This is a genomic window from Type-A symbiont of Plautia stali, assembly GCF_059731155.1.
On the sequence record NZ_AP035891.1, the window covers coordinates 3385546 to 3411361 of the forward strand.

Genomic DNA, 25816 nt, shown 5'->3' on the forward strand with positions numbered 1-25816 from the left:
ACGGATAAAGGGTAAAATTTGATGGCAGACATTCATCAGCTATGGGTAGCTGCAATCCTGGAGGGGTTGTGGAAGGCCTTACGGAGTTCCTGCCGGTCTCATCCACAGGCCACATGATTATTGTTGGCCATTTGCTGGGGTTCGAGGGTGAGAAGGCGGAAACCTTTGAAGTGGTGATCCAGCTGGGCTCGATCCTCGCCGTAGTCGTGATGTTCTGGCGCCGGCTGTTTGGCCTGATCGGCATTCACTTCAGCCAGGAGCGCCATGAAGGCGTCGGCAGCGGAAAACTGACGCTGATTCACATTCTGCTGGGTATGGTGCCGGCGGTAGTGATTGGCCTGGTGCTGCATGACCAGATTAAAACCCTGTTTAACCCGATCAACGTGATGTACGCGCTGGTGGTGGGCGGTGTGCTGCTGCTGGCGGCGGAATATCTCAAGCCAAAGCAGCCGAAAGCGGTGGGCATTGATGACATCACCTATCGCCAGGCGTTTATGATTGGCTGCTTCCAGTGTCTGGCGCTGTGGCCGGGCTTCTCGCGTTCCGGCGCCACCATCTCCGGCGGTATGCTGATGGGCGTCAGCCGCTATGCGGCGTCCGAGTTTTCCTTCATCCTCGCGGTACCGATGATGATCGGTGCTACCGGACTCGATCTCTACAAGAGCATGGGCTTCCTGACGATGCAGGATTTCCCGATGTTTGCCGTGGGCTTCGTGACCGCCTTTATTGTCGCGCTGCTGGCGATCAAAGTGTTCCTTGAGCTGATCAAACGTATCTCGTTCGTGTCGTTTGCCATCTACCGCTTTATCGTCGCGGCAGCGGTTTACGCCATCTTTATGTAATACGCGAGGCGCGGCCGGTTACGCTGGCCGCGCGTCGATTAACCCTTCCTGCAACGCCAACACGCGCCGACGCGTCAGCTCTTCCCGCACCGCCGCGCCTTTGAAACCGGCCTCGACCACCGCTTTGGTGGGCACCGCCTGCGCCAGCGCAAACGCGCGCCGCAGATAATCGCCCTGCGGATAAGCCATGCTCTCCAGCGTAGTGCGCCCGCGTGCATCGGCTTCGCTGGTTAATGCCATCTTTTCCACGCGATCGGGCTTGCGCCATGCGTCGATGCGGTCAAATAGCGCCACCAGCGCGTCAGCCGGCTGGCGTTCAATGGTGTGCACCACATCGTGAAACTCCGTCACCACCAAGGCCAGATCGCGCACCTGGTTCTGCACGCGCAGCCGCTGGCACAGCGCTTCAACAATCGGTACACCGGCCGGGCCGTGGCCATGATGGCTCGGCCACTTTTCTGTCGGCGTCAGTGCCTTACCCACATCGTGGAACAGCGTGGCGAAACGCACGTCAAGCTGGTCGGAGAGCGCCGCAACCATGGTCAGCGTCATCAGCGCGTGGACGCCGGTGTCGATCTCCGGATGCCACTTAACGGGGGCCGGAATGCCGTACAGGTTGTCGATTTCCGGGAACAGCACCTGCAATGCATCGCAGTCACGCAGCTGCTGGAAATAGACCTGTGGATTGCGCGTCAGCAGCGCTTTTTCCGTCTCTTTCCACACCCGCTCAGCGGTGAGGTGCGCCAGTTCGCCGCTGTGCGCCATCTCGCGCATCAGCGCCTGGGTTTCAGGTGCCACGCGGAAATTGAGATGGGCGAAACGGGCAGCAAAACGCGCCACGCGCAGCACGCGCAGCGGGTCTTCATTAAAAGCTGCCGACACATGACGCAGGGTGCGTTGCTGCAAATCCTGCTGGCCGTGATAAGGGTCGATCAGCGTGCCGTCAGCGGCCTGCGCGATGGCATTGATGGTCAGATCGCGACGCTGTAAATCCTGCTCCAGCGTCACGTCCGGCGCGAACTGCGTCACGAAGCCGGTATAACCGTTGCCGCTTTTGCGTTCGGTGCGCGCTAGCGCATACTCTTCGCGGCTTTCAGGGTGTAAAAAAACCGGAAAATCCCGGCCCACCTGCTGATAGCCCTGCGCCAGCATGCTGTCGGGCGTCGCGCCCACTACCACCCAATCTCTATCTTTTACCGGCAAACGCAGTAAGGCATCACGCACTGCGCCACCGACCAGAAACGTCTTCACTCAACCACTCCAGAGGCAATCCACTTTTGCGTGCCGCGCACGCTTGTTACGTTATTGTTGCATACTTTGGCGAAAAAGCGGGCATACCAAAAGGGGCATCTGACGATCCCCTCCAGGCAAACCACAAATGGCGTGGCGGCTTTAATTCATCCAGCGATCGTTTTTCTTGCGGCGCGGCACCATGTGCGGCAGCAGCAGACCGAGCAGCAGACCAACGCCCAGCACGCCGCCGCCATACATAAACCACTGCATGATGATGGTGCGCTGTTTGTCATCCAGCTGAACGTTAGCGGCGCTGACCTTCTTCTGAGCCACAATCAGCTCGTTGCGCAGCTTCTGATTCTCTTCTTTCAGGCCGTTGATGGTGCCGTCACTGTTGGCCACCTTGTTCTGCATCTCTGACGTACGCTGATTCCAGCTGTTATCAATGTTCGCCAGTTTGTCGGTCAGCTCTTTGACCTGCTGCTCCAGCTGCGGCACGCGGGTGCGCAGGCTGGGAGAGGCGCTGAGCTGTGACAGCGGAATCCAGTTAGTTTTGCCTTCTGCATCGCGGATTTGCGCGTACTGCGAGTCATTATTGGTTTGCAGCAGCGTGACTTCCTCCCCGGCATTCAGCTTGCCAACCAGGCGATACTGATCGCCAGGGCCGCTGCGTACCCAGGTGGATAATTCGTCGGAGATGTAACGTTTTTCATCGGCCGCGTGGGCCGGTGCGATGGCGCTGAAAGCCAGCAAAGAGAGGGCGGCAAGTGTGATTTTTTTCATTCGATATCGTTTTTTCATGATGGGCGTAAATTTACCGGCACAGTCTGGAGTCGCTTAGCATAAATCTGAATGAGAACTATCCTGGTCTCAATGCAGTGCGAAAAGGGTCGTAAAAGCACAAGAAAGCAGAGACAGCAGGCTTGCGGTGCATTACTCTTCGCCACATTAAACTCGTAAGTGCCAGCAGCGTATTGAATAAAAAATTATGACCATCGAAATCGAATTAAAGTTCATTGCCACCCCGCAAGCCGCCGAAAAACTGGCGCAGACGCTTGCCGCTTGGCCACATCAGCACCACGCCGCGCGTGAGCTGACCAACATCTATTACGAAACCGATGACAACCAGCTACGCCGCTGGGATATGGGCCTGCGGATTCGCGGCGTGGATCAGCGCTATGAAATGACGCTGAAAACAGCCGGCAAAACGCTGGGCGGTCTGCATCAGCGTCCGGAATACAACGTCGACCTCAGCGAGCAGCAGCTGGACATTGCCCGGTTGCCGGCAGAGATCTGGCCGCAGGGGACCGATGTTACCGCGCTTCAGCCGCGTTTGCAGGCGCTGTTCAGCACTCATTTCCAGCGTGAAACCTGGCTGGTGAGCGTTGGCGACAGCGAAATTGAAGTGGCTTTCGATTGCGGCAGCGTTGCCGCAGGGGAGCTGACCGAGCCGCTGTATGAAGTGGATCTGGAGCTTAAGCGTGGAGCGCACAGCGATATGCTGTCCTTTGCCAGTGCGCTGATCGCCATGGGCGGCCTGCGCCTCGGCAGCCTGAGCAAAGCGGCACGCGGTTATCAGCTGGCGCAGGGCAACGCGCCGCGACCATTGCGCGCGCTGACGCTGCAGAAAATTGCCGCTAAAGCCACGGTGGAGCAGGGCATGGTTCACGCCATGAGCGCGGCGCTCGGCCACTGGCAGTACCACGAAGAGGTCTGGCTGCGCGGTAACGAAGACGCCCGGGCACGGGTAATTGAAGCGCTGGAAACGCTGCGTCAGGCATTTTCCCTGTTTGGCACGCTGGTGCCGCGCAAGGCCAATAGCGAACTGCGTCAGAAGCTGACCCGGCTGGAAGAGCTGCTGGCGGACAGCGAGGCCAGCGCGCAAACCGTCTGCTTCTCACCGACCTCAGTTGAAGCACAGTTAGCACTTACTCACTGGCTGGTGGAGTCGCAGTGGCAGCCGTGGCTGGACGAGAAGAGCAAAAGTAAGCTGCAGGGATCGTTTAAACGCTTCAGCGACATCATGCTGGGGCGTATCGGCGCGGATCTGCGTGAAACCTTCGTCGACGTGCAACTGTTTAATGAATTTCAGGACAAAGCCACGTGCCTGAACCGCCAGCTGCTGGCGGTGCACCTGCTGGCGGGTGCGTATCCGGCTGAAGAGGTCAGCCAGTGGCTGGCGGGCTGGCAGGAGTTGCAGCACGCTATTCGTGAAAAACAGGAGCGCGGTCTGATTCAGCTGGTCAATCTGGCAATACGTCAACCGCCGTTCTGGCTGAACAACGGTGCGAAACGCTAAGGCCACGGCACCATCAATCATCAGGGAGGGAAGATGTCGTTACCGTTACCGGCGCTGATGCAGGCGCAGCTCGCCAGCGTGGCAGAACGTCTGGGCCTGCCGCTGACGGCGATCACGCCGCAGCAGGCTGGCGCGCTGACCTTTAGTGACTTTATCGTGGATAACCTGCAGCAGCATCCGGCGTGGTGGCAACAGCTGCAGCAGCAACCGCCGCAGCCCGAAGAGTGGCAGCACTATGCGGCCTGGCTGGCAGCGGCGCTACAGCCGGTGGATAACGAAGCCTCGCTGATGCGCGAACTGCGCCTGTTCCGCCGCCATATGCTGGTGCGTATCGCGTGGATGCAGGCGCTGGAGCAGACCAGCACCGGGCAGAGCCTGACGCAGCTCAGTACGCTGGCGGAAGTGCTGATTACCACCGCGCGCGACTGGGTGTGGCAGGATTGCTGCCGCGATTTCGGCACGCCGTGCAACGCCGCCGGCGAAGCCCAGCCGATGCTGATTCTTGGTATGGGCAAGCTGGGCGGCGGTGAACTCAACTTCTCTTCCGATATTGACCTGATCTTTGCCTGGCCGGAAAACGGCGTCACCCACGGCGGCCGGCGCGAGCTCGACAATGCGCAGTTCTTTACCCGCATGGGGCAGCGCCTGATCAAGGTGCTGGATCAACCTACGGTCGATGGCTTTGTTTATCGCGTGGATATGCGCCTGCGCCCGTTCGGCGACAGCGGCCCGCTGGTGCTGAGCTTTGCCGCGCTGGAGGATTACTACCAGGAGCAGGGCCGTGACTGGGAGCGCTACGCGATGGTGAAAGCGCGCCCGATGGGCGATGACGGCGGCCACCGGAGCCAGGAGCTGCAGCAGATGTTGCGCCCGTTCGTCTATCGCCGCTACATCGATTTCAGCGTGATCCAGTCGCTGCGTAACATGAAAGGCATGATTGCCCGTGAAGTACGGCGACGCGGCCTGAAGGACAACATTAAACTCGGCGCCGGCGGCATTCGCGAAACCGAATTCATCGTCCAAGTGTTTCAGCTGATTCGTGGTGGACGTGAGCGCTCACTTCAGCTGCGCTCGCTGCTGCCCACGCTGCAGGCCATCGGTGAGTTGGCGCTGTTAACGCCGGAGCAGGTTGACCATCTGCGCGCCGCCTACCGGTTTTTACGCCGGCTGGAGAATCTGCTGCAAAGCATCAACGATGAGCAGACGCAGACGCTGCCGGAAAATCCGCTCGACCGCCTGCGCCTAGCTTGGGCGATGGGCATGGCGGACTGGGCGACGCTGCTGGCACAGCTGGAACAGCAGATGGCCGGCGTGCGCCACATTTTCGACGAGCTGATAGGCGATGATGCACCGGATGTCGACGATCAGCCGCAGCTGGCGGAGTTTGCCAGCCTGTGGCAGGACGCGCTGGAAGAGAGCGATTTGCTGCCGGTGGTGCCGCAGCTGCAGGCGGAACAGCGCCATGCGCTGTATCGGGCGCTGAATGATTTCCGTCAGGATGTCAGTCGCCGTACCATCGGCCCGCGCGGCCGGCTGGCGCTCGATCAATTAATGCCGCGTCTGCTGAGCGAAGTGTGCGCGCATGACGACGCCGATGTGGTGCTGGCACGCCTGACACCGCTGCTGCTTGGCGTATTAACGCGCAGCACCTATCTGGAGTTGCTGACCGAGTATCACGGCGCGCTGCGTCATCTGATTCGCCTGTGTGGTGCTTCGCCGATGATTGCCAGCCAGCTGGCGCGCTATCCGTTGCTGCTGGATGAACTGCTCGATCCGGCCACGCTGTATCAGCCCACTGCCACCGACGCCTATCGTGACGAACTGCGCCAGTATCTGCTGCGCATTCCCACCGATGATGAAGAGCAGCAGCTGGAAGCGCTGCGCCAGTTCAAGCAGGCACAGCATCTGCGTATCGCCGCCGCCGACATCGCCGGCACACTGCCGGTGATGAAAGTGAGCGATCACTTAACCTGGCTGGCGGAAGCGATCATTGAATCGGTGGTACAGCAGGCGTGGCAGATGATGGTGCAACGCTATGGCCGTCCTTCGCACCTCACCAGCGACAGCGACAGCGAGCGCGGCTTTGCCGTAGTCGGCTACGGCAAACTGGGCGGCTGGGAACTGGGTTACAGCTCGGATCTCGATCTGGTGTTTCTGCATGACTGTCCGGACGATGCTGAAACCGACGGTGAACGCGTTATCGACGGGCGCCAGTTTTACCTGCGTCTCGCCCAGCGCGTCATGCATCTGTTCAGCACCCGCACCTCGTCCGGCATTTTGTATGAGGTGGACGCGCGCCTGCGCCCCTCTGGCGCGGCCGGCATGCTGGTCAGCACCTTTGCTGCCTTTGACGACTATCAGCGCCATGAAGCCTGGACGTGGGAACATCAGGCGCTGGTGCGCGCGCGCATCGTGTTTGGCGAACCGGCGCTGTGTGAGCGCTTCGATGCGATCCGGCGCGGTATTCTGTGCCTGCCGCTTGAAGGCGCGAAGCTGCAAACCGACGTGCGTGAGATGCGCGAGAAAATGCGCGCGCACCTCAGTAACAAGCACAAAGGCCGCTGGGAGATTAAAACCGATGAGGGCGGTATCACCGATATTGAATTCATCGCGCAGTATCTGGTATTAGGTTACGCCGCCAGCCAGCCGGCGCTGACACGCTGGTCGGATAACGTGCGCATTTTCGAACTGATGGCGCGCCACGGCATCATGGCTGATGAGGAAGCGCAGGCGCTGACGCACGCTTACGTCACGCTGCGTGATGCGCTGCACCATCTGGCGCTGCAGGAACTGCCGGGTCACGTCGATCCGGCATCGTTCGCTGACGAACGCGCCGTGGTGCACGCCAGCTGGCAGCGCTGGCTGGCCGCGAGCGATGCGGATGACACGGAGCAGTGAGCCTGGCGGCTTCTATGCTATTATCCGCGCATTATTTTGACTGAACGTTGAAGTCTGGAGTCTCTGCATGAAAGTAACACTGCCCGCGTTTGGCAAAGCCGCTGTGCTGGTTGTCGGCGATGTGATGTTAGACCGCTACTGGTACGGCCCGACCAGCCGTATCTCACCGGAAGCCCCGGTGCCGGTGGTTAAAGTGGATACCATTGAAGAGCGTCCGGGCGGCGCGGCCAACGTGGCGATGAATATCGCTGCACTCGGTGCTGACTCGCGCCTTATCGGCCTGACCGGTGCAGATGACGCTGCGCGCGTGCTGCGCGAAACGCTGGCGCAGGTGAAGGTTGAGTGTGATTTCGTCGCCCTCGATAGCCATCCGACCATCACCAAATTGCGCGTGCTGTCGCGCAACCAGCAGCTGATTCGCCTCGACTTTGAAGAGGGCTTTGAGCAGGTCGATCCGCAGCCGATTCACGATCGCCTGCGTCAGTCGCTGGCACAGGCGGGCGCGCTGGTGCTTTCTGATTATGCCAAAGGCGCGCTGAGCAGCGTGCAGACCATGATTCAGCTGGCGCGTGCGGCGCAGGTGCCGGTACTGATCGACACGAAAGGCACTGATTTTGAACGTTATCGCGGCGCGACGCTGCTGACGCCCAACCTGTCCGAGTTCGAAGCGGTGGTGGGCAAGTGCAAAAGCGAAGAGGAGATTGTCAGCCGCGGTATGCAGCTGATTGCCGATTACGATCTCTCCGCGCTGCTGGTGACGCGTTCGGAAAACGGGATGACCCTGCTGCAACCGGGCAAAGCGCCGCTGCATCTGCCTACTCAGGCGCAGGAAGTGTATGACGTCACCGGTGCCGGCGATACGGTGATCGGTGTGCTGGCCGCAGTCCTAGCTGCCGGTGAAAGTCTGGAAGATGCCTGCTTCCTCGCCAACGCTGCGGCTGGCGTGGTGGTCGGCAAGCTCGGCACTTCAACCGTCAGTACTGTGGAGCTGGAGAATGCGATCCACGCGCGGCCGGACATCGGCTTTGGCGTAATGACCGAAGCCGAGCTGAACGTGGCGGTCGCGCAGGCGCGCCAGCGCGGTGAGAAAGTGGTCATGACCAACGGCGTGTTCGACATTTTGCATGCCGGCCATGTCTCTTATCTGGCCAACGCGCGCAAACTGGGCGATCGCCTGATCGTGGCGGTCAACAGCGATGCTTCCACCAAACGTCTTAAGGGCGAAACCCGCCCGGTGAACCCGCAGGAAAACCGCATGATCGTGCTGGGTGCGCTGGAAGTCGTAGACTGGGTGGTGCTGTTTGAAGAGGATACGCCACAGCGGCTGATTGCCGAAGTGCTGCCGGATCTGCTGGTGAAAGGCGGTGATTATAAGCCGGAAGATATCGCGGGCAGTAAAGAGGTGTGGGCCAACGGCGGTGACGTGCGCGTGCTCAACTTTGAAGACGGTATCTCCACCACCAACATCATCAAAACCATTCGCAATCAGTAAACACGTAGCCGGCGGGAGCGAACTCCCGCCGCTTTAACCTTACTGAGGCGTATCGATTTTGCCTGCCGGATCTGGCGTGATCACCGCCGGAGCCGGGGCCGCCGGACTTTCACTCTCCAGCTTCGCCAGACGCTGCTCCAGCGCCGCCAGTTTTTCACGCGTGCGCAGCAGAACCTGCGTCTGCACGTCAAACTCTTCACGATTAACCAGATCCATGCGGGTTAACTGCGCCTGCAATACCTGACGAATTTTCTTTTCCACATCGTCGCCAAAGTCGCGAATACCTTTTGGCATCGCTTCGTGCACCTGGCGCGCCAGTTGTTCAATTTTTTTCGTGTCGATCATGGTTGTTTCTTGGTTACGGTGGCTGATAACAGCGCGTGTTCCGACTCATCAAGCATTAAGTGTAATGCCAGAAACGAAAAGGTTAAACCCGAAATCCACAACGCATGAAGTGCAAAAGCATTTGCACTTTTGTTGATTGCCCGACCAGGTGATTGGCGCTATAGTAATTTCGCTTATTCTCAGGGCGGGGCGAAATTCCCCACCGGCGGTAAATCAGCTTCGGCTGAAAGCCCGCGAGCGCTTTCGCTGTACAGTGAAAGGTCAGCAGATCCGGTGTAATTCCGGGGCCGACGGTTAAAGTCCGGATGGGAGAGGGTAACGACATCAGCCGGGCTGCGCCCGCGTCACGTTATTGCCATGTGTTTTCTACGCACTCCTAAGCTCGCCCTGGTTCTGGTAACTCATATTTTATTAATAAGGTTTTTTTACCATGAATCAGACACTTCTTTCTGAATTTGGCACGCCGGAACAGCGTGTAGAACGCGCCATTGATGCGCTGCGCAACGGGCGCGGCGTGATGGTGTTGGACGATGAAAATCGCGAAAACGAAGGTGATATGATCTTCGCCGCCGAAACCATGACCGTTGAACAGATGGCGTTGAGCATTCGTCATGGCAGCGGCATTGTCTGCCTGTGCATTAACGAAGCGCGCCGCCAGCAGCTGGATCTGCCGATGATGGTAGAGAACAACACCAGCTCTTACGGCACCGGTTTTACCGTGACCATTGAAGCGGCCAGCGGCGTGACGACCGGCGTATCGGCCTCCGACCGTATTACCACCATCCGCGCTGCGATTGCCGATGACGCTAAACCGTCCGATCTGAATCGTCCCGGCCACGTATTCCCGCTGCGCGCGCGCGATGGCGGCGTGCTGGCGCGCGGCGGCCACACCGAAGCGACGCTCGATTTGGTGACGCTGGCGGGCTTCAAACCTGCGGGTGTGCTGTGCGAACTGACCAATGATGACGGCAGCATGGCGCACGCGCCGGAAGTGATTGCGTTTGCGAAGCAGCACGCCATGCCGGTGGTGACCATTGAAGACCTGGTGGCCTGGCGCCGCCAGCATGAAACCCGTCAGGCTAGCTAAGCCGACGTGAAATAAGTAAGGCCGGATGTGATACATCCGGCCTTTTTTTTATGATTAACGGCTGGCGTAAAAAACGTGATTGCCTATTACCACGGTACGCTGGAAGGCGTGGCGCCACGCGGGTCTGGCGCTGTGCGCATGAAAGAAGGTCGCGCCCTTTGTCACATCCGCCAGCTTACCCTCGACAATCCACTGGGCCAGGCGCTGCGCGCGCTGCCAGCTTTTGTCATGCTGCGGCGGATGGCGATGGGGATGTTTGTGCAGAGACGTCCAGGAGAACTGTTTGGGTGCGTACACGACCGGACAGATCTCTTTAACGTCCCAGTTAGCCCGGTTCATGGTGACGGTGCCGACGGCAATCTGTCCCTTCACCGGTTCGCCGCGCGCTTCATGATAGATATTCATCGCCAGGCATAAAATGGCTCCCTGAATTAACATAACACTCCACTGCTTTCTAAGAGTCGCGTGGAGTGTAATGAGCCCGCCGTCGGGTGTTAACAAGACCCGTCTCGACTACGCCTTAACGAGAATAACCTATTGATAGATAACGAAGAAATGGTAGTGAATGAGACGAATCTCGTGTCAGCCTACCCCGCTGGTTTGCAGCAACGTCAGGCTCAGGCCCATCACCGTCATGCCGCACAGAACGCCGTAGCTGGGGTTGTTATGCGGGTCGATTTCGCGCGCCAGCGGCATCAGTTCATCCACGGACAGCGCCACCATAATGCCCGCCACCGCCGCCATAATGGCTGCAATCATCACCGGTGAGACCGCCGGCCCCAGCAGCAGAAAGGCGATGATGCCACCAAGAATCTCCGCCATGCCGGACAGGCAGGCCCAGAACAGCGCTTTGGCTTTCGAGCCGGTGGCGGCGTACATCGGTCCGGCCACCGCCAGTCCTTCCGGAATGTTATGGATGGCAACCGCCAATGCGATGCCCAGCCCCAGCTCCATATCGCTGCTGGCGGTTACAAAGGTGGCAATGCCTTCTGGAAAGTTATGCAGGCTGATACCGAGCATCAGCAGGATCGCGGTGCGTTTCAGGTTAGTGGGGCGGCGATTGACGGCCATCAGATCTTGCGGATGCTGGTGCGGCAGCAGGCGATCCATGGCGAAATAACCCAGTAAGCCGAGCATGAACATGCCGTAGCCGAGCACCGGTGACATGCCCTCCGCATGCAGCGCGGCGGGCAGCATCTCCATCAGGGAAATCAGCAACATGATGCCGGCGGCAAAGCCGAGCGCAAAAGCCAGTACGCGGTTCGACGGCTTTTGACCGAGCACGCCAAAAATCGCGCCGACGAAGGTGGCACCGCCAGCTAGGATGGTTAGCAGCAAAGGTACTGACATGATGGGCTCCTTAATGATAAGGATTACCAGTTACAGTATAGTTAACTCCATAAAATATCGAGTTATTTAGCGTAAAGTTATGTCGGCAAAATCTTGTTCAAATTTGCTGATAAACATCATCACGCTTATCAGCGTTTTTCCCCTAGCGAAAGCGCGTATCGTGACAGTCATTAACGCGATCCCGACGCCAGAGGATGAAAGATGAGTCAGACCCGCATGCCCGCTCTGTTTCTCGGCCATGGCAGCCCGATGAACGTATTAGAAGACAACCGTTATACCCGCGTATGGCAGCAGCTGGGCGAAACCCTGCCTCGTCCGCGCGCTATTCTCGCCATCTCGGCGCACTGGTACACGCGCGGCACGGCGGTGACGGCGATGAGCAATCCGCGCACCATCCATGATTTTGGTGGCTTCCCGCAGGCGCTGTTCTACGTGCGCTATCCGGTGCCGGGTTCGCCAGCGCTGGCACAGCGCGTTATCGATCTGCTGGCACCGGTTGCGGTGCAGGCCGATCAGCAGTGGGGCTTTGATCACGGCTCGTGGGGCGTGCTGGCGAAGATGTATCCACAGGCGGACATTCCGCTGATTCAGCCCAGTATTGATGGCACCCAGCCGGCGGCGTGGCATTTTGCGCTGGGACGTAAATTGGCGGCGCTGCGTGACGAAGGCGTGATGCTGGTGGCCAGTGGCAACGTGGTGCATAACCTGCGCATGATTCGCTGGCAGGGCGCGGAAAGCGCTTATCCGTGGGCGGAGAGCTTCAACCAGTTTGTGCGCGATAATCTGGACTACGAGGGTGAGGCGGCGCAGCATCCGCTGGGGAATTATCAGCAGCATGAAGGCGCGCAGCTGGCCAACCCGACGCCGGAGCACTATCTGCCGCTGCTGTATATTCTCGGAGCGCGTGCTGAAGGTGAGGCGGTGAGCATCCCGGTGGAAGGCATGGAGATGGGTTCGATCAGTATGCTGTCAGTGCAGGTCGGATAACAACGCATGCCGCCCGCAGTCTGGGCGGCACGCGCTTTACGCAATAAAGATGTGCGGATAGAAACGCGACAGATCCTGCGTGATCAGCGCACGATCTTCACGCAGACCAATACCGGCAGGCTGATCGTCAATCAGCCAGCTGCCAATCAGCGTGTAGCTGTCACCAAACTTCGGCAGCGGCCAGAACTGCTGGACGATCATGCCCTCTTCGCCATAAGGGCCGTCGGCGCGCGCGATTTCCTGACCGTTTTCCACGATGGTGATGTTGGCACCTTCGCGGGAAAACAGCGGTTTCACCACATATTTTTCCATCTGCGGCGCGCTGGCATCATCGGCAAACCAGGCGGGCAGCAGGTTAGGATGGTTGGGGAACATCTCCCACAACAGCGGTAACAGCGCTTTGTTGGAGAGAATGCTTTTCCACGCTGGCTCCAGCCAGCGCACGCCGGCATCGGCCAGCTTGGTCGAAAACATCTCGCGCAGCATGAATTCCCACGGATAGAGCTTAAACAGGTTGCCGATCACCTGATCGTGCTGATCGGTAAACTGCCCTTTTTCGCCCAACCCGATCTCATCAATATAGAGAAATTCACCCGGCAGACCGGCTTCAGTCGCGCAATCCTGCAGATACTGTACCGTGGCGCGATCCTCTTCCGTATCGCGGCAGCAGGCAAAGTGCAGCCAGTTGAAACCGTGCTGCTGGTGCAGCGTGGCGAAGCGCTCGATCAGCTGCTCCTGCAGGCTGTTGAATTGATCGCTGCCCTGCGGCAGGTTGCCGGCGTTGAGCTGATCCTCCAGCCAGATCCACTGGAAAAACGCCGCTTCGTACAGCGAGGTTGGCGTATCGGCGTTGTTTTCCAGCAGCTTGATCTCGCCTGTGCCATCCCACGCCAGATCGAGGCGTGAATAGAGCGACGGCTGACGCTGCTGCCAGGATTCGCGCACAAAATCCCAAGTGTGTTTCGGAATGCAGAAACGGGTGAGCAGCGCTTCGCTGTTCACCACTTTTTCTACCGCCTGCAGGCACATCTGGTGCAGTTCAGCGGTGGCCGCTTCCAGCTGTTCAATTTGCGCCAGCGTAAACAGGTAATAAGCGTTTTCACACCAGTAGGGTTCGCCATACATGGTGTGAAACTGAAAGCCGTACTCGGTCGCCTTTTCGCGCCAGTTCGGACGTTCGCTGATAGCAATACGTTGCATGCGCGGGCTTAGCCTCCCAGCGAGCGGCTGCCGGTGCTGGTGGCACTGCTGCGCTGCATGGTGTTCTGTTTAGCTACCGTCTCACCAAAGCCGCCACGGGTGATGGTGGAAGTGGTGGCCGGTTTTGGCGCCAGCGCGATTTTCGGCACGTTTACCGTCCGGCCGGAGGTGGCCGCACCGTAGTTTTTACCGGAAGCATCAACAAACTGGCCGTTAGCCGGGCTGTTGGGAGTTTTTGGCGAGAACAGCGGCTGCTGCGCAAAGCCGGCACCGCCGCCCATCAGACGACCCATCATGTAGCCAGCCATCAGAGGCATCCAGAAGCTGCCGCTCTGCTGCGCTTCAGCGTTGTTCGCCGTGGTACCGACGCCCGCCTGTGCCGGGGTTTGCTGACACTGATTTTCGCCGAATTCCGCGACGCAATCTTCACGCGTGGCGTATTTTGGCGCGGTGCGCTCAGCCTCTTTCAGCGCGTTGTTGTAAGCGGTGGTGCACTGGGCGCTCTGGCCCGGATTGGCTTTCGCACAATCATCGGCGTTCTGGTACATCGAAACCGTTTCATCGCTCTGTTCGCAGCCTGCCAGCATAAACACGGCGGTGACCGCCAGTGCGACCGGCGTTAAATGGCGTGCCTGCCAGCTTTTACGGAAAGCGACATGACGAATATTTTTTGTCCGTTTCATTATCTTCATCCTGTGCCCAAAGGTGGGGCTTAGGATAGGTGATAAGTGGTGGAAAATGAAGCGGGAAGCCGGGTGGCAAGGGGATCTTTACGTTGTTATACGTTTGAATGCGAAAGGGGCCGCAAGCGGCCCTTGGAAGGCTTAATTAGCGAAAGGATTGGCGCTGTTACGTGCCGCGGCCGGACGGGCCTGAGCGGCTGCGGAAGCGGAGGTCGCTTTCGGGCCGTTATCCACGCGCGCTGCCTGCTAGCTGTTTTCCGGCGCGACCACTTCTGGCGAGGTCGTCACTTCTTTGCCGAGCGTGCTATTCAGCTGCTGAAGATCCTGCTCGTTCAGCGTGCCCAGCGCATATTTGATGTTCAGCTGGTTGATCAGGTAACTGTAACGCGCATTCGACAGCTGCTGTTTAGCGTTAAACAGCGTGGTGGTCGCGTCTAACACATCAACGATGGTACGCGTACCCACTTGATAACCGGCTTCCGAGGCATCTAATGAGCTCTGCGCCGAGATAACCGACTGTTTGTAAGCGTCGATGCTGCTGATCGAAGCGTTCACGTTATTGAACAAAGAACGAACGGTCTGGATCGCGCTACGATGCGCGCCTTCCAGCTGCTCGCTGGCGGCGACAAAGTTATACTGCGCCTGTTTCACCTGCGAGGTCACTGAACCGCCGCTGTACAGAGGCAGTGAGAAGCTCAGGCCAACTTGGTTGGAGCCGGTAATAGAATCGGTGGTACCGGCGCTCTGATTAGCGCGGCTGCCGCCGTATTTGCTGTTCGACAGACCGGTAGAGGCGGTCAGATCCAGCGTCGGCATGTGGCCGGACTCGGCGGAGCGAATCTGCTCACGCGCCAGATCCTGGCTCAGACGGGCAGACAGCAGGTTGAGGTTACGGCTCTCAGCCTGTTTCCGCAGGCTGGACACCGCTTCCAGACGCGCAGTTTTGAAACGATCGATATTCAGTGACGCCAGCGACAGATAATCCATGCCGGTGATCTGACGCAGCGATTCCACAGCGTTATCCAGGTCGTTACGCGCGGTCACTTCGTTGGCCAGCACGCTGTCGTATTGAGCACGGGCGTTCTGCACATCGGTGATTGCCACCAGACCGACGTTAAAACGCTGAGTGGTCTGATCCAGCTCGCGGTAGATCGACTGTTTCTGCGCTTCAGTGTAAGAAAGCGTATCAATGGCCTTCAGCACGTTGAAATAGGCGGTTGCGGTATTCAGGATCAGATCCTGCTGCGCCACCTGATAAGTAACGTCCTGAATACCGGCCGTTTTTTCCTGCAGCGTCAGCGCTCGCCATTTCGACATGTCGAAAATCGTTTGCGTTAATTGCAGCGAGGCGCTGGTCGTGTTGGAATGGAGACCGCTGTTGTCGCGATAGCCGCTGTTATAGGTATAATCTGCACCCAGACCCAGTTGCGGCAGCAACGGGCTACGCGCTTCGTTAATTTTCTCAAAAGCAGCGTCGCGATCGGCGGCTGAAGCACGCAGATCCGGGTTGCTGAGGCGCGCCTGCTGGTAGACCTGCAACAGGTTTTCTGCCTGGCTGGCAAGGCTGAAACCGCCTAGGCTCAGTCCAATAAAAAGTGGGAGCAGTTTTTTCATTTGCATTCCTTGTGTTGCAGCAAATGCACAGAGAGTGTGCTGCAGGTAAGCCAAAAAATAATCGCCGATTCTACAGAGGCGGCGTCAGAGATAAGTTGGCTGAACGTGCCTTCTCCCCTAATTTACGTAAATAATTCAGAAAGAACCACTCGGACGGAGCACAAGGGTTGGCTTTTCTTCGCTCCATCCCAATCGGCATAAGGAACCAGATGATGGCGGGTGAAAAAAAATCCCCTGTGACTTTCACAAAAAACGATGTAGAAATTATTGCACGCGATACTCGCTACGATGGTTTTTTTTCCATCGTCAGTTACCGCTTCCGCCACCGCCGTTTCAATGGCGACATGAGCGCTGAAGTGGTGCGCGAAGTTTTTGAGCGCGGACACGCTGCCGTGCTGCTACCCTATGATCCCCTGTGCGACGAAGTGGTGCTGATCGAACAGATCCGCATTCCGGCCTATGATTCCAGCGCCACGCCCTGGCTGCTGGAGATGGTGGCCGGCATTATTGAACCGGGTGAAACGCCGGAAGATGTGGTGCGTCGTGAAGCGGTCGAAGAGGCTGGCCTCAAGGTTGGCCGGGTCAAACCGATAGTGAATTACTTAGCCAGCCCCGGCGGAACCTCTGAGCGTTTGTCGGTGCTGGTGGGCGAAGTGGATGCCAGCCAGGCAGAGGGAAATCACGGGCTGGAGGAAGAGAATGAGGATATTCTTGTGCATGTGGTAAGCCGCGAACAGGCTTATCGCTGGGTGGAAGAGGGGATTATTGATAACGCGGCATCTGTCATCGCTCTGCAATGGCTGGCGTTGCACCATGAGAAACTAAGAGAAGAGTGGAAGCCAACATGAAACAGCGCTATGCCCCTGATTTCCCCGAAATGATGCGTCTGTGCGAAACCAATTTCGCTCAGCTGCGCCGCCTGCTGCCGCGCAATGACGAGGCAGGTGCGTCGGTGATGTATCAGGTGAACGGCGCCAGTTATCAGCTGACTATTGAAGAGTCGACGCGCTATACCACGCTGGTGGAGATCCGCTAGGTGGCACCCGCAGTGAGCTACTGGAGCCTGCCGTCAATGTCGGTGCGGCTCTACCATGATGCGATGGTGGCTGAAGTGTGTTCCACTCAGCAGATCTATCGCTTCAAAGCGCGCTATGATTATCCTAATAAAAAATTGCATCAGCGCGATGAAAAACATCAGATTAACCAGTTCCTTGCCGACTGGTTGCAGTACTGCCTGGCGCACGGCGCGATGGCCGTGCCGGTGTGCTGATAGCGATACCCTGAATCCGCACGGGTATATAACGCAACGATAGCGTGGAGAGAAAGGAAACGCTTTGGATAGCCTGCTAACTCTTCCTGCGGCAAATGGGTCCGATATCAGGATTTTACAAATTACGGATACCCATCTTTTCGCGGGAAAACATCAATCGCTGCTTGGAGTGAATACCTGGTCGAGTTTTGATGCGGTGCTGGACGCCATCGCGGCGCAACAGCGCGATTACGATCTGATTATCGCCACTGGCGATCTCGCCCAAGATCACACCGTCGAAGCTTATCAGCATTTTGTTGCGGGCATTGCACGTCTGCCGAAGCCGTGCGTCTGGCTGCCGGGCAATCATGATTTTCAGCCGGCGATGGTGGATACGCTGGCGCAGGCCGGCATCGCCGCGGACAAGCATGTGCTGCTCGGCGAGCACTGGCAGCTGGTGCTGCTGGACAGCCAGGTTTTTGGCGTGCCGCACGGCATGCTGAGCGACTATCAGCTGGAGTGGCTGGACCGCACGCTGCGTCAGTTCCCCGATAGCTACACGCTGGTGCTGCTGCACCATCATCCGCTCGCCTCCGGCTGTACCTGGCTTGACCAGCACAGCCTGCGCAATCCGCATCAGCTGGATGCGGTGCTGCAAAACTTCCCGCTGGCGCGCCACCTGGTGTGCGGCCACATTCATCAGGAGCTGGATCTCGACTGGCACGGCCGCCGCGTACTGGCATCGCCTTCGACCTGCGTCCAGTTCAAACCGCACTGCACCAACTTCACCATTGATACCGTGGCGCCCGGCTGGCGCTGGCTGACGCTGCAGGCGGATGGCACGCTGCACACCGAAGTGAATCGTCTGCAAAGCGATCTGTTTCGTCCGGATCTGGATTCCGAGGGCTACTAAACCATGGTGGCGCGGATTTATCTGCACGGATTCAACAGCTCAACGCAGTCGGCTAAAGCGACGCAGTTACAGCAGTGGTGTCAGGCGCAGCATCCGCACATTGAGGTGCTGGTGCCGCAGTTGCCGACTTTTCCCGCTGAGGCTGCCGCGCTGCTGGAAGAGTTGGTGATGCAGTATGCCGGTGAACCGCTCGGGCTGGTGGGATCATCGCTCGGTGGCTATTTTGCCACTTGGCTGTCGTAGTGTTTCATGCTGCCGGCGGTGGTGGTGAATCCGGCGGTGCGGCCGTTTGAACTGCTGGTGGATTATCTGGGTGAAAACCGGAATCCCTACACCGGCCAGCAATATGTGTTAGAGTCTCGCCACATTTACGATCTGAAAGTGATGCAGATTGACCCTCTGGAAGCGCCCGATCTACTCTGGCTGCTGCAACAAACCGGCGATGAAGTGCTCGACTATCGCCAGGCGCTGGATTACTACAGCACGTGCCGTCAGACGGTAGAAGAGGGCGGCAATCATGCCTATATCGGATTCGAACGCCATTTTGCGCAGATGATAGATTTTCTGGGACTGGATACTCCCTGATGCTGCGGGATGGGCCCATTTTCCTATTGTTAATCAGACTGTTACGATGAGCCAATCTAGCTATAATGCTGACGCCATTGAGGTTTTAACCGGCCTCGAACCGGTACGTCGCCGTCCGGGCATGTACACCGATACTACACGCCCTAACCATCTGGGCCAGGAAGTGATCGATAACAGCGTCGATGAGGCGCTGGCCGGTCACGCCAAACGCGTGGAAGTCATCCTGCACGCCGATCAGTCGCTGGAAGTGATCGATGATGGCCGTGGTATGCCCGTTGATATCCATCCGGAAGAGGGCGTGCCAGCGGTCGAACTGATTCTCTGTCGCCTGCACGCCGGCGGTAAATTCTCCAACAAAAACTACCAGTTCTCCGGCGGCCTGCACGGCGTGGGGATTTCGGTGGTGAACGCCCTGTCGAAGCGTGTGGAAGTCACGGTGCGCCGCAACGGTGAGATTTACCAGATCGCCTTCGAAAACGGCGATAAAGTGCAGGATATGGCGGTGATTGGTACGGTAGGCAAACGTAACACTGGCACCAGCGTTCACTTCTGGCCAGACGAAAGCTTCTTCGACAGCCCGCGCTTCTCGGTCTCCCGCCTTAAGCACCTGCTGAAAGCCAAAGCGGTGCTGTGCCCGGGCGTCGAAATTGTCTTTAAAGACAAGGTGAACGATACCGAACAAACCTGGCTGTATCAGGATGGCCTGACGGATTACCTGAACGAAGCGGTGAACGGCCTGCCGACGCTGCCGGAAAAACCTTTTGTCGGCAGCTTTGCCGGCGATGTGGAGGCGGTCGACTGGGCGCTGCTGTGGCTGCCGGAGGGCGGCGAGCTGCTGACCGAAAGCTACGTCAACCTGATCCCGACCATGCAGGGCGGAATGCACGTTAACGGCCTGCGTCAGGGCTTGCTCGACGCGATGCGCGAATTCTGTGAATACCGCAATATTCTGCCGCGCGGTGTGAAGCTGTCGGCGGAGGATATCTGGGATCGCTGTGCCTACGTGCTGTCGGTCAAAATGCAGGATCCGCAGTTTGCCGGACAGACCAAAGAGCGTCTCTCCTCACGCCAGTGCGCGGCGTTTGTCTCGGCGGTAGTGAAAGATGCCTTCAGCCTGTGGCTCAACCAGAACGTGCAGGCCGCCGAAATGCTGGCCGAGCTGGCGATCTCCAGCGCACAGCGCCGTATGCGCGCGGCGAAAAAGGTAGTGCGTAAAAAGCTGACCAGCGGACCGGCGCTGCCCGGCAAGCTGGCCGACTGTACCGCGCAGGATCTGAATAAAACTGAACTGTTCCTAGTGGAAGGGGATTCTGCGGGCGGCTCCGCCAAGCAGGCGCGCGACCGCGAATATCAGGCGATCATGCCGCTGAAAGGCAAGATCCTTAATACCTGGGAAGTATCGTCGGACGAAGTGCTGGCGTCGCAGGAAGTGCATGATATTTCGGTGGCGATCGGTATCGATCCGGACAGTGAAGATCTCAGCCAGCTGCGCTACGGCAAAATCTGTATCCTCGCGGATGCCGACTCCGACGGCCTGCATATTGCCACGCTGCTGTGCGCGCTATTTGTGAGGCACTTCCGCTCGCTGGTGCGGCAGGGCCACGTCTATGTGGCGATGCCGCCGCTGTACCGCATCGACCTCGGTAAAGAGGTGTATTACGCGCTCGATGAAGATGAAAAAGAGGGCGTGCTGGAGCAGCTGAAGCGGAAAAAAGGCAAGCCGAACGTGCAGCGCTTTAAAGGTCTGGGTGAAATGAACCCGCTGCAACTGCGCGAAACCACGCTCGATCCGAACACACGTCGTCTGGTGCAACTGACGGTCGACGAAGAAGACGTCGAGCAGACGTTACGGATGATGGACATGCTGCTGGCGAAGAAACGCTCGGAAGACCGCCGTAACTGGCTACAGGAAAAAGGCGACCTCGCCGACCTCGAAGTGTGATGCAAACGGGACGCTGTGGCGTCCCTTTTTTATGCCTGCAACGCGTGCCATCGCTGCTCGTCCCGATCTGTCCCATCGCCGCATGCCCGTTAATAAAAACCGCGCTGTGCGCGGCACAACCAGGCCGCCTGCTGACCCGGGTCAGCGATAATCCCTGCGTTTTGCTGCATGTGGTATCCAGCCGCTGCTGAACGTGGAGCAATCTACCTCAGCAGCCGTGAGAACGAGGCTAAGACAGGTCTCGAAGTAGCAATGCGCTGAGGTAGGAAGAGTGAAAATCATACTGGAAGAGTTACGCGCCTGGGTCGCGGTGGTGGACACCGGTTCCATAACCGCCGCAGCGGAACAGCTGGATCAAACCAGCTCCGGCATCAGCCGGGCGCTGAGCCGCCTCGAAAGCAAACTGCAAACCACGCTGCTGCACCGCACCACGCGTCGCCTGGCGCTGACCGAAGAGGGGCTGATTTTTCTCGATCACGCGCGGCAAATCCTCGCGTCGGTGGAGCAGGCCGAAGAGCATATCGCGCAGCGGCGCGACATGCCCTCCGGACGGCTGCGCGTCAACGCTAATACGCCATTTACCCTGCATGTTATCGTGCCGCTGGTTGCCGAATTTTGCGCGCGCTATCCGCAAATCCAGCTGGAGCTGAACACCGATGACATTGTCATCGACCTGCTTGAGCAGCAAACTGATATCGCTATTCGCATTGGTGAACTGCGCGACTCAACGCTGCGCGCCCGCGTGCTGGGCAGTCCGGCCTATCTGGAAAAAGCCGGCGCGCCGCAGAGCGTGGAAGATCTGCTGACGCACCAGCTGCTGGGATTCAGCCAGCTGGACGCGCACAATGTCTGGCCGGTATGGCAGCGCGAAGGCGAGTTTTTGCGCATCAAACCCACGCTTTGCGCGTCGAGCGGCGAAACCCTGCGCCAGCTGGCGCTGGCCGGCCAGAGCATTGTGCGGCTATCGGACTTTGTCAGCCGCGAGGATCGTGCCAGCGGCCGGCTGGTACAGGTGCTGGAAAATGACACGCGCGAACTGCGCCTGCCGATTCATGCAGTGTACTATCGCAACCAGTCGCTTAGTTCCCGCATCACCTGTTTTCTGGATTTTTTACGGGAAAAAATTCAGGAAAATCATCTGTTATAGTCCGGTTCTGTCTGAATAACCTTTCCTGTTATGTTCTGCCCTCATCGATAAAAACGCTTTAATTCAATCAGTTAATGATTTAACTATCTTTCGGCCGCCCATTTAAGAATTTTTTCCTAACGGGACATTTCTTATGTCTCGGATTTATCTCTTTCCGGATTATGTCGCAACTTTGAGCCCACCCGTGGGCAGAGCCAGGGAGATTGCGGCGCTTGCCTGCAAACGCGCAGTCAAAATTAATCGACGGAAGGAAGAATCATGAACGTTTCGCCCGTAAGTGTGGCGGTTATCGATAAGAAAACCATAACCAAAGCGGAAGTGCTGCGCGCCGGTAAAGACGGCAAAGCAGTGAAGATCCAAGCAATTACCAACGGTAAATATCTGCTGACGCAGAACCAGGACGGCACCGCGCCTGAAAACATCACCGTTAAACGCGCAGGGAAAAACCTGCTGGTGATGCTGGAAGGCTCAGACGCCAGCAAACCGGATCTGATTATCGAAGATTTCTTCGCTAAATCCGGCACCTTAGTGGGTAAAGCGGAAGACGGCAAAATGCACGCTTACGTTGCGACTGACGGCAATGCCGACCACGAAGCGGCCGCGCTGGCAGACGGCGAAACCACCGCGCTGGCGCTGGGTGAAGGCAGCGTTGATGATAATTCCGGTTATGCGCTGGCCAGCGGCTTTGGCTTTGAATGGTCGCCGGCGCTGATTGTGCTGGGTGGTCTGGCGGCTATCGCGGCAGCGGCGGGTCTCGGCTATGCCGCGGCGAAACACCACTACGACAACAACAACGGCAGCCACAGCGGCAAAGGTGAAGGCGGCGATATCAGCAAGCCCACGATCAGCGATGTGATTGATGATATCGGTGACGTGACCGGTTCGGTAGCTAACGGCGGTCGCACCGATGACACCATGCCCACCTTCAACGGCACCGGTACGCCGGGCAATACCATTGAAATATGGGATGGCGAGACGCTGCTGGGCGAAGTGCTGGTGGATGACGAGGGTAACTGGACCTTTACGCCGGAAAAACCGCTTGCGGCAGGCAATCACAGCATCGTTACCGCCGAACGTAACGCCGAGGGCGTGGTGGGTGAAAAGAGCGATCAGTGGGAATTCTATCATCGATCTGACGGCGCCAGCTAAAGGCACCATTGGCAGCGTGATGGACGATATGCCGGATCCGCCGGTGCTGATCGAAAAAGACGGCGTGACGAAAGACAATACGCCGACGCTGACCGGTAAAGCTGAAGCGGGCTCGACGGTAGAAATCTGGAACGATGGCGTAAGCTGGGCACCGCAAAGGTGGACGCCGAAGGCAACTGGACCTTTACTGCCCCGGCGCTGCAGGATGGACGACACGAGCTGAGCATCGTGGTGGTCGATCAGGTGGGTAACAAATCACTGCCATCCGATCCGTTCATCGTTGATGTTGATACCGTGGCGCCGGAAAATCCAAGCATCGGCATGATTAAAGACAGCGAAGGAAATCCGCTGGAAGACAGTTCCACCACAAAAGATCTGCGTCCGACGCTGGAAGGTACCGGTGATGATGGCGATATCGTGGTCATTATCGACAACGGTAAGCCAATTGGTTCGGTGATTGTGGAAGAGGGTAAGTGGACCTTCACGCCAGAAAACAATCTGCAACCGGGTGAACACGAGCTGGAAATCGTGGTGCGCGATCCGGCAGGCAACGAATCGCCGGCCTCTGACAAGGTCACTATTGGGTTTGAAGGCGACACGCAAATACCGATCGATCCTGAACCTGTCGATGGCCTGCCCGATCCGGACGTTCCGGTTTCCGGCATGATTGAGCATATCTTTAAAGACAATAACGACGCCGGCGTGCGTACGCCAATCGAAAACGGCGGCGCGATGAACGATCCGAGTATCATTGTGGCCGGTAAAGGCGTGCCGGGCGAGCTGGTTAACATCTACATTGTCGGTCTCGAGAACAGCTACAGCTTCATTACCACGATTGGTGCTGACGGCAAATGGGAGCTGACGACGCCGGATCTGGCGGACAATGTTTATCAACTGCGCGGCGTGTTCTCTAGCGATGGCGAAGTGACCGGTAAAACGGACATTTATGAAGTGGAAGTCGACACCATTCCACCGCCGCCGCCGGAGATTAGGCTGTGTCCCTTAATTACATAACCTTTTGTAAAACAGCCGGATGCATCCCAGTTTCATCATCGCCAGATAATTCCTCGCCGTTTTGTCATAACGTGTGGCAATGCGGCGGTATTCTTTCAGGTGCCCAAAGCATCTCTCAACAACGTTGCGATTGCGGTAGGCATCTCGATCGAGTTGTGAACGACCATCTGCTGCCATTTTTTCATTGGTTTTTCGGGGGATGACCGTTTTTATCCCTTTCCTTTTAAGTTCGTTACGTAACGAATGTCCGGAGTAGGCTTTGTCAGCCAGCACTGCATGGCCACGACGCTTCATGCTGCCGTTCCGGCGCTGAACACCAATACCGTCCAGAAGACGTTGTGCAAACTGGCTTTCGTGAGCCTGACCGGGACTCAGTACGATATTTAACGGCAGACCGCTTCCGTCTGTCGCCAGATGGATTTTGGTGCCAAAACCACCGCGAGAGCGACCCAGCCCATTATCTCCGGCGATATCGGAATGTTTTTTTGCGCCCCGGCGGCGCACCTGAGTGCCCGGATATTGCTGCCATCCAGCGCAGTTGCGGACCAGTCAGCGAGACCATGAGCATCAAGAGAAGAAAGTAACCTGTTGAAAATAATGTTAATCACTCCCGATTTAGACCATCGATTAAAACGGTTATAAACGGTCTTCCATGGGCCATATCGCTCAGGCAAATAGCGCCATGGTGCGCCTGAACACAGCACCCAGAACATGCCGTTGATGATCATACGATGTTCAGCTCATGGACGTCCGGCCCGTGGTGTTGCTGGTTCAGCAGGTAATAAGGGCTGGATGATAGTCCATGCTTCATCGGGATGGTCGTAGCGAGCCATAGTTCAATGTGTTGTGGAAACAGGTAGTTACTATATCTCAGGTGATTAAGGGACACAGCCTAGTTAAATCGTCGAGCATATATTTATTGACGCCGGCTTTGACATTTTTCAGTTCGGCGGTATAGGTATTGACATTGGCATCCTGCAGATTCACTTTTACTGTTTCGGCATCGCTGCCCAGCGCAAAAGCAAAGTCATGATTCGCGTCGTCGCCAAATCCGACGCGGGTGTCGCCTTCGATATAGACGTCGCGTCCGACCCATTCCGCCACATTTAACTGCTGCATGCTGCCCACTAACATGCACGACGCTCTCCAGCGTGCTGTTTAATTTTGCTACACCTACACCGGCGGCGGTATTAAACTGCGCCAGTTGTAAAGTCAGCTGGTTATTATCCATCGGATTAGTGGGATCCTGGTTTTGCATTTGCGCCACCAGCAGCGTCATAAAGCTTTGCGTCAAATCATCCGCGCTGGTGCCGCCGCGCGTACCGTTGACATTGTTATTTCCGTTCATCACCGGATTGACGGCCATATTCGTTCCTTACTGACCGATAGTCAGGGTTTTTAACAGCAGGGACTTTGCCGAATTCATCACTTCAACATTGGCCTGATAACTGCGCGAGGCGGCAATACTGTTCACAATTTCATTGACTACGTTGACGTTCGGCATGTGCACGTAACCGGCGTCGTCGGCCAGCGGGTAGTCCGGCTCGTAGTGCAGGCGGTCCGGCGCGCCGTCTTCCAGCACCTCCGTCACCTCCACGCCGCCAATCTGCTGGCCCGCCTGCGGTTTAACGCGAAACACCACGCTGCGCGCGCGGTAGGCTTCGCCGTCGGGCCCGGCGATACTGTCGGCATTGGCGATATTACTGGCGCTAACGTTAATGCGTTTGCTTTGCGCCGACATGGCGGAACCAGTGATACCAAAAATAGAGAAAATTGACATGGGACAA

22 protein-coding genes, 5 pseudogenes and 1 riboswitch are annotated in these 25816 nt (G+C 57.7%); of the genes and pseudogenes, 15 read left to right on the plus strand and 12 right to left on the minus strand.

What is annotated here, in order from left to right:
- The first annotated feature begins 21 nt into the window (after window positions 1-21).
- Window positions 22-842, plus strand: a pseudogene (bacA, locus tag AC6I8M_RS18080) (undecaprenyl-diphosphate phosphatase).
- A gap of 18 nt (window positions 843-860) precedes the next feature.
- Here bacA and AC6I8M_RS18085 read toward each other — a convergent pair.
- Window positions 861-2093, minus strand: coding sequence for a multifunctional CCA addition/repair protein (locus AC6I8M_RS18085; RefSeq protein ID WP_010618710.1), 1233 nt, complete (start codon window positions 2091-2093; stop codon window positions 861-863).
- Window positions 2094-2234: 141 nt separating this feature from the next.
- On the minus strand, window positions 2235-2858 hold the full coding sequence (locus AC6I8M_RS18090) for a TIGR04211 family SH3 domain-containing protein (RefSeq protein WP_010618709.1): 624 nt from the start codon (window positions 2856-2858) through the stop codon (window positions 2235-2237).
- 205 nt (window positions 2859-3063) lie between these two features.
- On the opposite strand from AC6I8M_RS18090, the gene AC6I8M_RS18095 reads away from it, so the two are divergent.
- From AC6I8M_RS18095 to hldE, 3 genes are all read left to right on the plus strand, one after another.
- The gene (locus AC6I8M_RS18095; protein ID WP_010618708.1) at window positions 3064-4374 is read left to right on the plus strand and encodes a CYTH domain-containing protein; all 1311 of its coding nucleotides are present in this window, start codon (window positions 3064-3066) and stop codon (window positions 4372-4374) included.
- A gap of 33 nt (window positions 4375-4407) precedes the next feature.
- Entirely contained in the window at window positions 4408-7272 is a 2865-nt protein-coding gene (glnE, locus tag AC6I8M_RS18100; protein WP_010618707.1) for a bifunctional [glutamate--ammonia ligase]-adenylyl-L-tyrosine phosphorylase/[glutamate--ammonia-ligase] adenylyltransferase, read from the plus strand.
- 67 nt (window positions 7273-7339) lie between these two features.
- Window positions 7340-8764, plus strand: a complete 1425-nt coding sequence (hldE, locus tag AC6I8M_RS18105) for a bifunctional D-glycero-beta-D-manno-heptose-7-phosphate kinase/D-glycero-beta-D-manno-heptose 1-phosphate adenylyltransferase HldE (RefSeq protein WP_010618706.1) — start codon at window positions 7340-7342, stop codon at window positions 8762-8764.
- Window positions 8765-8803: 39 nt separating this feature from the next.
- Here the strand turns inward: hldE and ubiK are convergent, their stop codons facing one another.
- Window positions 8804-9109 (minus strand): ubiquinone biosynthesis accessory factor UbiK, encoded by a 306-nt coding sequence (gene ubiK / locus AC6I8M_RS18110; RefSeq protein WP_010618705.1) that lies wholly within the window; start codon window positions 9107-9109, stop codon window positions 8804-8806.
- 171 nt (window positions 9110-9280) lie between these two features.
- Window positions 9281-9430: riboswitch (FMN riboswitch) on the plus strand.
- A gap of 109 nt (window positions 9431-9539) precedes the next feature.
- Here ubiK and ribB point away from each other — a divergent pair.
- On the plus strand, window positions 9540-10196 hold the full coding sequence (ribB, locus tag AC6I8M_RS18115; protein ID WP_010618704.1) for a 3,4-dihydroxy-2-butanone-4-phosphate synthase: 657 nt from the start codon (window positions 9540-9542) through the stop codon (window positions 10194-10196).
- Between the two features lie 54 nt (window positions 10197-10250).
- Here ribB and AC6I8M_RS18120 read toward each other — a convergent pair whose 3' ends face one another.
- Both AC6I8M_RS18120 and zupT read right to left on the minus strand, forming a co-directional pair.
- On the minus strand, window positions 10251-10634 hold the full coding sequence (locus AC6I8M_RS18120) for a cell wall hydrolase (RefSeq protein WP_010618703.1): 384 nt from the start codon (window positions 10632-10634) through the stop codon (window positions 10251-10253).
- 144 nt (window positions 10635-10778) lie between these two features.
- On the minus strand, window positions 10779-11546 hold the full coding sequence (zupT, locus tag AC6I8M_RS18125; RefSeq protein WP_010618702.1) for a zinc transporter ZupT: 768 nt from the start codon (window positions 11544-11546) through the stop codon (window positions 10779-10781).
- Window positions 11547-11747: 201 nt separating this feature from the next.
- On the opposite strand from zupT, the gene ygiD reads away from it, so the two are divergent.
- Window positions 11748-12533, plus strand: a complete 786-nt coding sequence (gene ygiD / locus AC6I8M_RS18130; RefSeq protein ID WP_010618701.1) for a 4,5-DOPA-extradiol-dioxygenase — start codon at window positions 11748-11750, stop codon at window positions 12531-12533.
- A gap of 36 nt (window positions 12534-12569) precedes the next feature.
- Here ygiD and AC6I8M_RS18135 read toward each other — a convergent pair whose 3' ends face one another.
- The 3 genes and pseudogenes from AC6I8M_RS18135 to tolC all read right to left on the minus strand — a co-directional run bounded on the left by AC6I8M_RS18135 (window position 12570) and on the right by tolC (window position 16030).
- Window positions 12570-13733 (minus strand): glutathionylspermidine synthase family protein, encoded by a 1164-nt coding sequence (locus AC6I8M_RS18135; protein ID WP_010618700.1) that lies wholly within the window; start codon window positions 13731-13733, stop codon window positions 12570-12572.
- An 8-nt stretch (window positions 13734-13741) separates the two neighbouring features.
- Complete coding sequence (locus tag AC6I8M_RS18140) at window positions 13742-14416, minus strand: DUF1190 family protein (protein ID WP_010618699.1); 675 nt, start codon at window positions 14414-14416, stop codon at window positions 13742-13744.
- Between the two features lie 141 nt (window positions 14417-14557).
- A pseudogene (gene tolC / locus AC6I8M_RS18145) lies at window positions 14558-16030 on the minus strand (outer membrane channel protein TolC).
- A 212-nt stretch (window positions 16031-16242) separates the two neighbouring features.
- Here tolC and nudF point away from each other — a divergent pair.
- The 9 genes and pseudogenes from nudF to AC6I8M_RS18190 all read left to right on the plus strand — a co-directional run bounded on the left by nudF (window position 16243) and on the right by AC6I8M_RS18190 (window position 24029).
- Window positions 16243-16878, plus strand: a complete 636-nt coding sequence (nudF, locus tag AC6I8M_RS18150; RefSeq protein ID WP_010618697.1) for an ADP-ribose diphosphatase — start codon at window positions 16243-16245, stop codon at window positions 16876-16878.
- Window positions 16875-17300, plus strand: a pseudogene (locus AC6I8M_RS18155) (DUF1249 family protein). Before nudF ends, AC6I8M_RS18155 begins: the two are co-directional and overlap by 4 nt.
- Window positions 17301-17364: 64 nt before the next feature.
- Entirely contained in the window at window positions 17365-18192 is an 828-nt protein-coding gene (gene cpdA, locus AC6I8M_RS18160) for a 3',5'-cyclic-AMP phosphodiesterase (protein WP_010618694.1), read from the plus strand.
- Window positions 18193-18195: 3 nt separating this feature from the next.
- Window positions 18196-18777, plus strand: a pseudogene (yqiA, locus tag AC6I8M_RS18165) (esterase YqiA).
- A 46-nt stretch (window positions 18778-18823) separates the two neighbouring features.
- The gene (parE, locus tag AC6I8M_RS18170; RefSeq protein WP_498013550.1) at window positions 18824-20719 is read left to right on the plus strand and encodes a DNA topoisomerase IV subunit B; all 1896 of its coding nucleotides are present in this window, start codon (window positions 18824-18826) and stop codon (window positions 20717-20719) included.
- Window positions 20720-20990: 271 nt separating this feature from the next.
- Window positions 20991-21866 (plus strand): LysR substrate-binding domain-containing protein, encoded by an 876-nt coding sequence (locus AC6I8M_RS18175; protein WP_010618692.1) that lies wholly within the window; start codon window positions 20991-20993, stop codon window positions 21864-21866.
- Window positions 21867-22124: 258 nt separating this feature from the next.
- A complete protein-coding gene (locus AC6I8M_RS18180) occupies window positions 22125-23015 on the plus strand; it encodes an Ig-like domain-containing protein (protein WP_010618691.1) in 891 nt (296 codons plus the stop codon).
- A complete protein-coding gene (locus AC6I8M_RS18185) occupies window positions 22963-23238 on the plus strand; it encodes a hypothetical protein (protein WP_498013551.1) in 276 nt (91 codons plus the stop codon). The genes AC6I8M_RS18180 and AC6I8M_RS18185 overlap by 53 nt, the downstream gene beginning before the upstream one ends.
- Complete coding sequence (locus tag AC6I8M_RS18190; RefSeq protein WP_498013552.1) at window positions 23175-24029, plus strand: Ig-like domain-containing protein; 855 nt, start codon at window positions 23175-23177, stop codon at window positions 24027-24029. Before AC6I8M_RS18185 ends, AC6I8M_RS18190 begins: the two co-directional genes overlap by 64 nt.
- Here the strand turns inward: AC6I8M_RS18190 and AC6I8M_RS18195 are convergent.
- From AC6I8M_RS18195 to flgC, 4 genes and pseudogenes are all read right to left on the minus strand, one after another.
- Window positions 24018-24862: pseudogene (locus tag AC6I8M_RS18195) on the minus strand (IS5 family transposase). The gene AC6I8M_RS18190 and the pseudogene AC6I8M_RS18195 sit on opposite strands and share 12 nt — an antisense overlap.
- A 37-nt stretch (window positions 24863-24899) precedes the next feature.
- The gene (locus AC6I8M_RS18200; RefSeq protein ID WP_022548652.1) at window positions 24900-25163 is read right to left on the minus strand and encodes a flagellar hook assembly protein FlgD; all 264 of its coding nucleotides are present in this window, start codon (window positions 25161-25163) and stop codon (window positions 24900-24902) included.
- Window positions 25057-25395: a flagellar hook capping FlgD N-terminal domain-containing protein gene (locus AC6I8M_RS18205; RefSeq protein WP_022548651.1), complete on the minus strand. Its 339-nt coding sequence runs from the start codon at window positions 25393-25395 to the stop codon at window positions 25057-25059. The genes AC6I8M_RS18200 and AC6I8M_RS18205 overlap by 107 nt, the downstream gene beginning before the upstream one ends.
- A gap of 9 nt (window positions 25396-25404) precedes the next feature.
- Window positions 25405-25809: a flagellar basal body rod protein FlgC gene (gene flgC / locus AC6I8M_RS18210; RefSeq protein ID WP_498013553.1), complete on the minus strand. Its 405-nt coding sequence runs from the start codon at window positions 25807-25809 to the stop codon at window positions 25405-25407.
- Between the last annotated feature and the right edge of the window lie 7 nt (window positions 25810-25816).

What these genes read in the sequence shown, in the direction of transcription:
- glnE (WP_010618707.1), top strand. Translation starts at nt 4,408, where the DNA reads ATGTCGTTACCGTTACCGGCGCTGATGCAGGCGCAGCTCGCCAGCGTG.
- AC6I8M_RS18205 (WP_022548651.1), bottom strand. Translation starts at nt 25,395, where the DNA reads ATGGCCGTCAATCCGGTGATGAACGGAAATAACAATGTCAACGGTACG.
- parE (WP_498013550.1), top strand. Translation starts at nt 18,824, where the DNA reads ATGAGCCAATCTAGCTATAATGCTGACGCCATTGAGGTTTTAACCGGC.
- ubiK (WP_010618705.1), bottom strand. Translation starts at nt 9,109, where the DNA reads ATGATCGACACGAAAAAAATTGAACAACTGGCGCGCCAGGTGCACGAA.
- AC6I8M_RS18140 (WP_010618699.1), bottom strand. Translation starts at nt 14,416, where the DNA reads ATGAAACGGACAAAAAATATTCGTCATGTCGCTTTCCGTAAAAGCTGG.
- AC6I8M_RS18090 (WP_010618709.1), bottom strand. Translation starts at nt 2,858, where the DNA reads ATGAAAAAAATCACACTTGCCGCCCTCTCTTTGCTGGCTTTCAGCGCC.
- AC6I8M_RS18095 (WP_010618708.1), top strand. Translation starts at nt 3,064, where the DNA reads ATGACCATCGAAATCGAATTAAAGTTCATTGCCACCCCGCAAGCCGCC.
- nudF (WP_010618697.1), top strand. Translation starts at nt 16,243, where the DNA reads ATGGCGGGTGAAAAAAAATCCCCTGTGACTTTCACAAAAAACGATGTA.
- flgC (WP_498013553.1), bottom strand. Translation starts at nt 25,809, where the DNA reads ATGTCAATTTTCTCTATTTTTGGTATCACTGGTTCCGCCATGTCGGCG.
- hldE (WP_010618706.1), top strand. Translation starts at nt 7,340, where the DNA reads ATGAAAGTAACACTGCCCGCGTTTGGCAAAGCCGCTGTGCTGGTTGTC.
- ygiD (WP_010618701.1), top strand. Translation starts at nt 11,748, where the DNA reads ATGAGTCAGACCCGCATGCCCGCTCTGTTTCTCGGCCATGGCAGCCCG.
- AC6I8M_RS18200 (WP_022548652.1), bottom strand. Translation starts at nt 25,163, where the DNA reads ATGTTAGTGGGCAGCATGCAGCAGTTAAATGTGGCGGAATGGGTCGGA.
- zupT (WP_010618702.1), bottom strand. Translation starts at nt 11,546, where the DNA reads ATGTCAGTACCTTTGCTGCTAACCATCCTAGCTGGCGGTGCCACCTTC.
- AC6I8M_RS18120 (WP_010618703.1), bottom strand. Translation starts at nt 10,634, where the DNA reads ATGTTAATTCAGGGAGCCATTTTATGCCTGGCGATGAATATCTATCAT.
- ribB (WP_010618704.1), top strand. Translation starts at nt 9,540, where the DNA reads ATGAATCAGACACTTCTTTCTGAATTTGGCACGCCGGAACAGCGTGTA.
- AC6I8M_RS18180 (WP_010618691.1), top strand. Translation starts at nt 22,125, where the DNA reads ATGAACGTTTCGCCCGTAAGTGTGGCGGTTATCGATAAGAAAACCATA.
- AC6I8M_RS18135 (WP_010618700.1), bottom strand. Translation starts at nt 13,733, where the DNA reads ATGCAACGTATTGCTATCAGCGAACGTCCGAACTGGCGCGAAAAGGCG.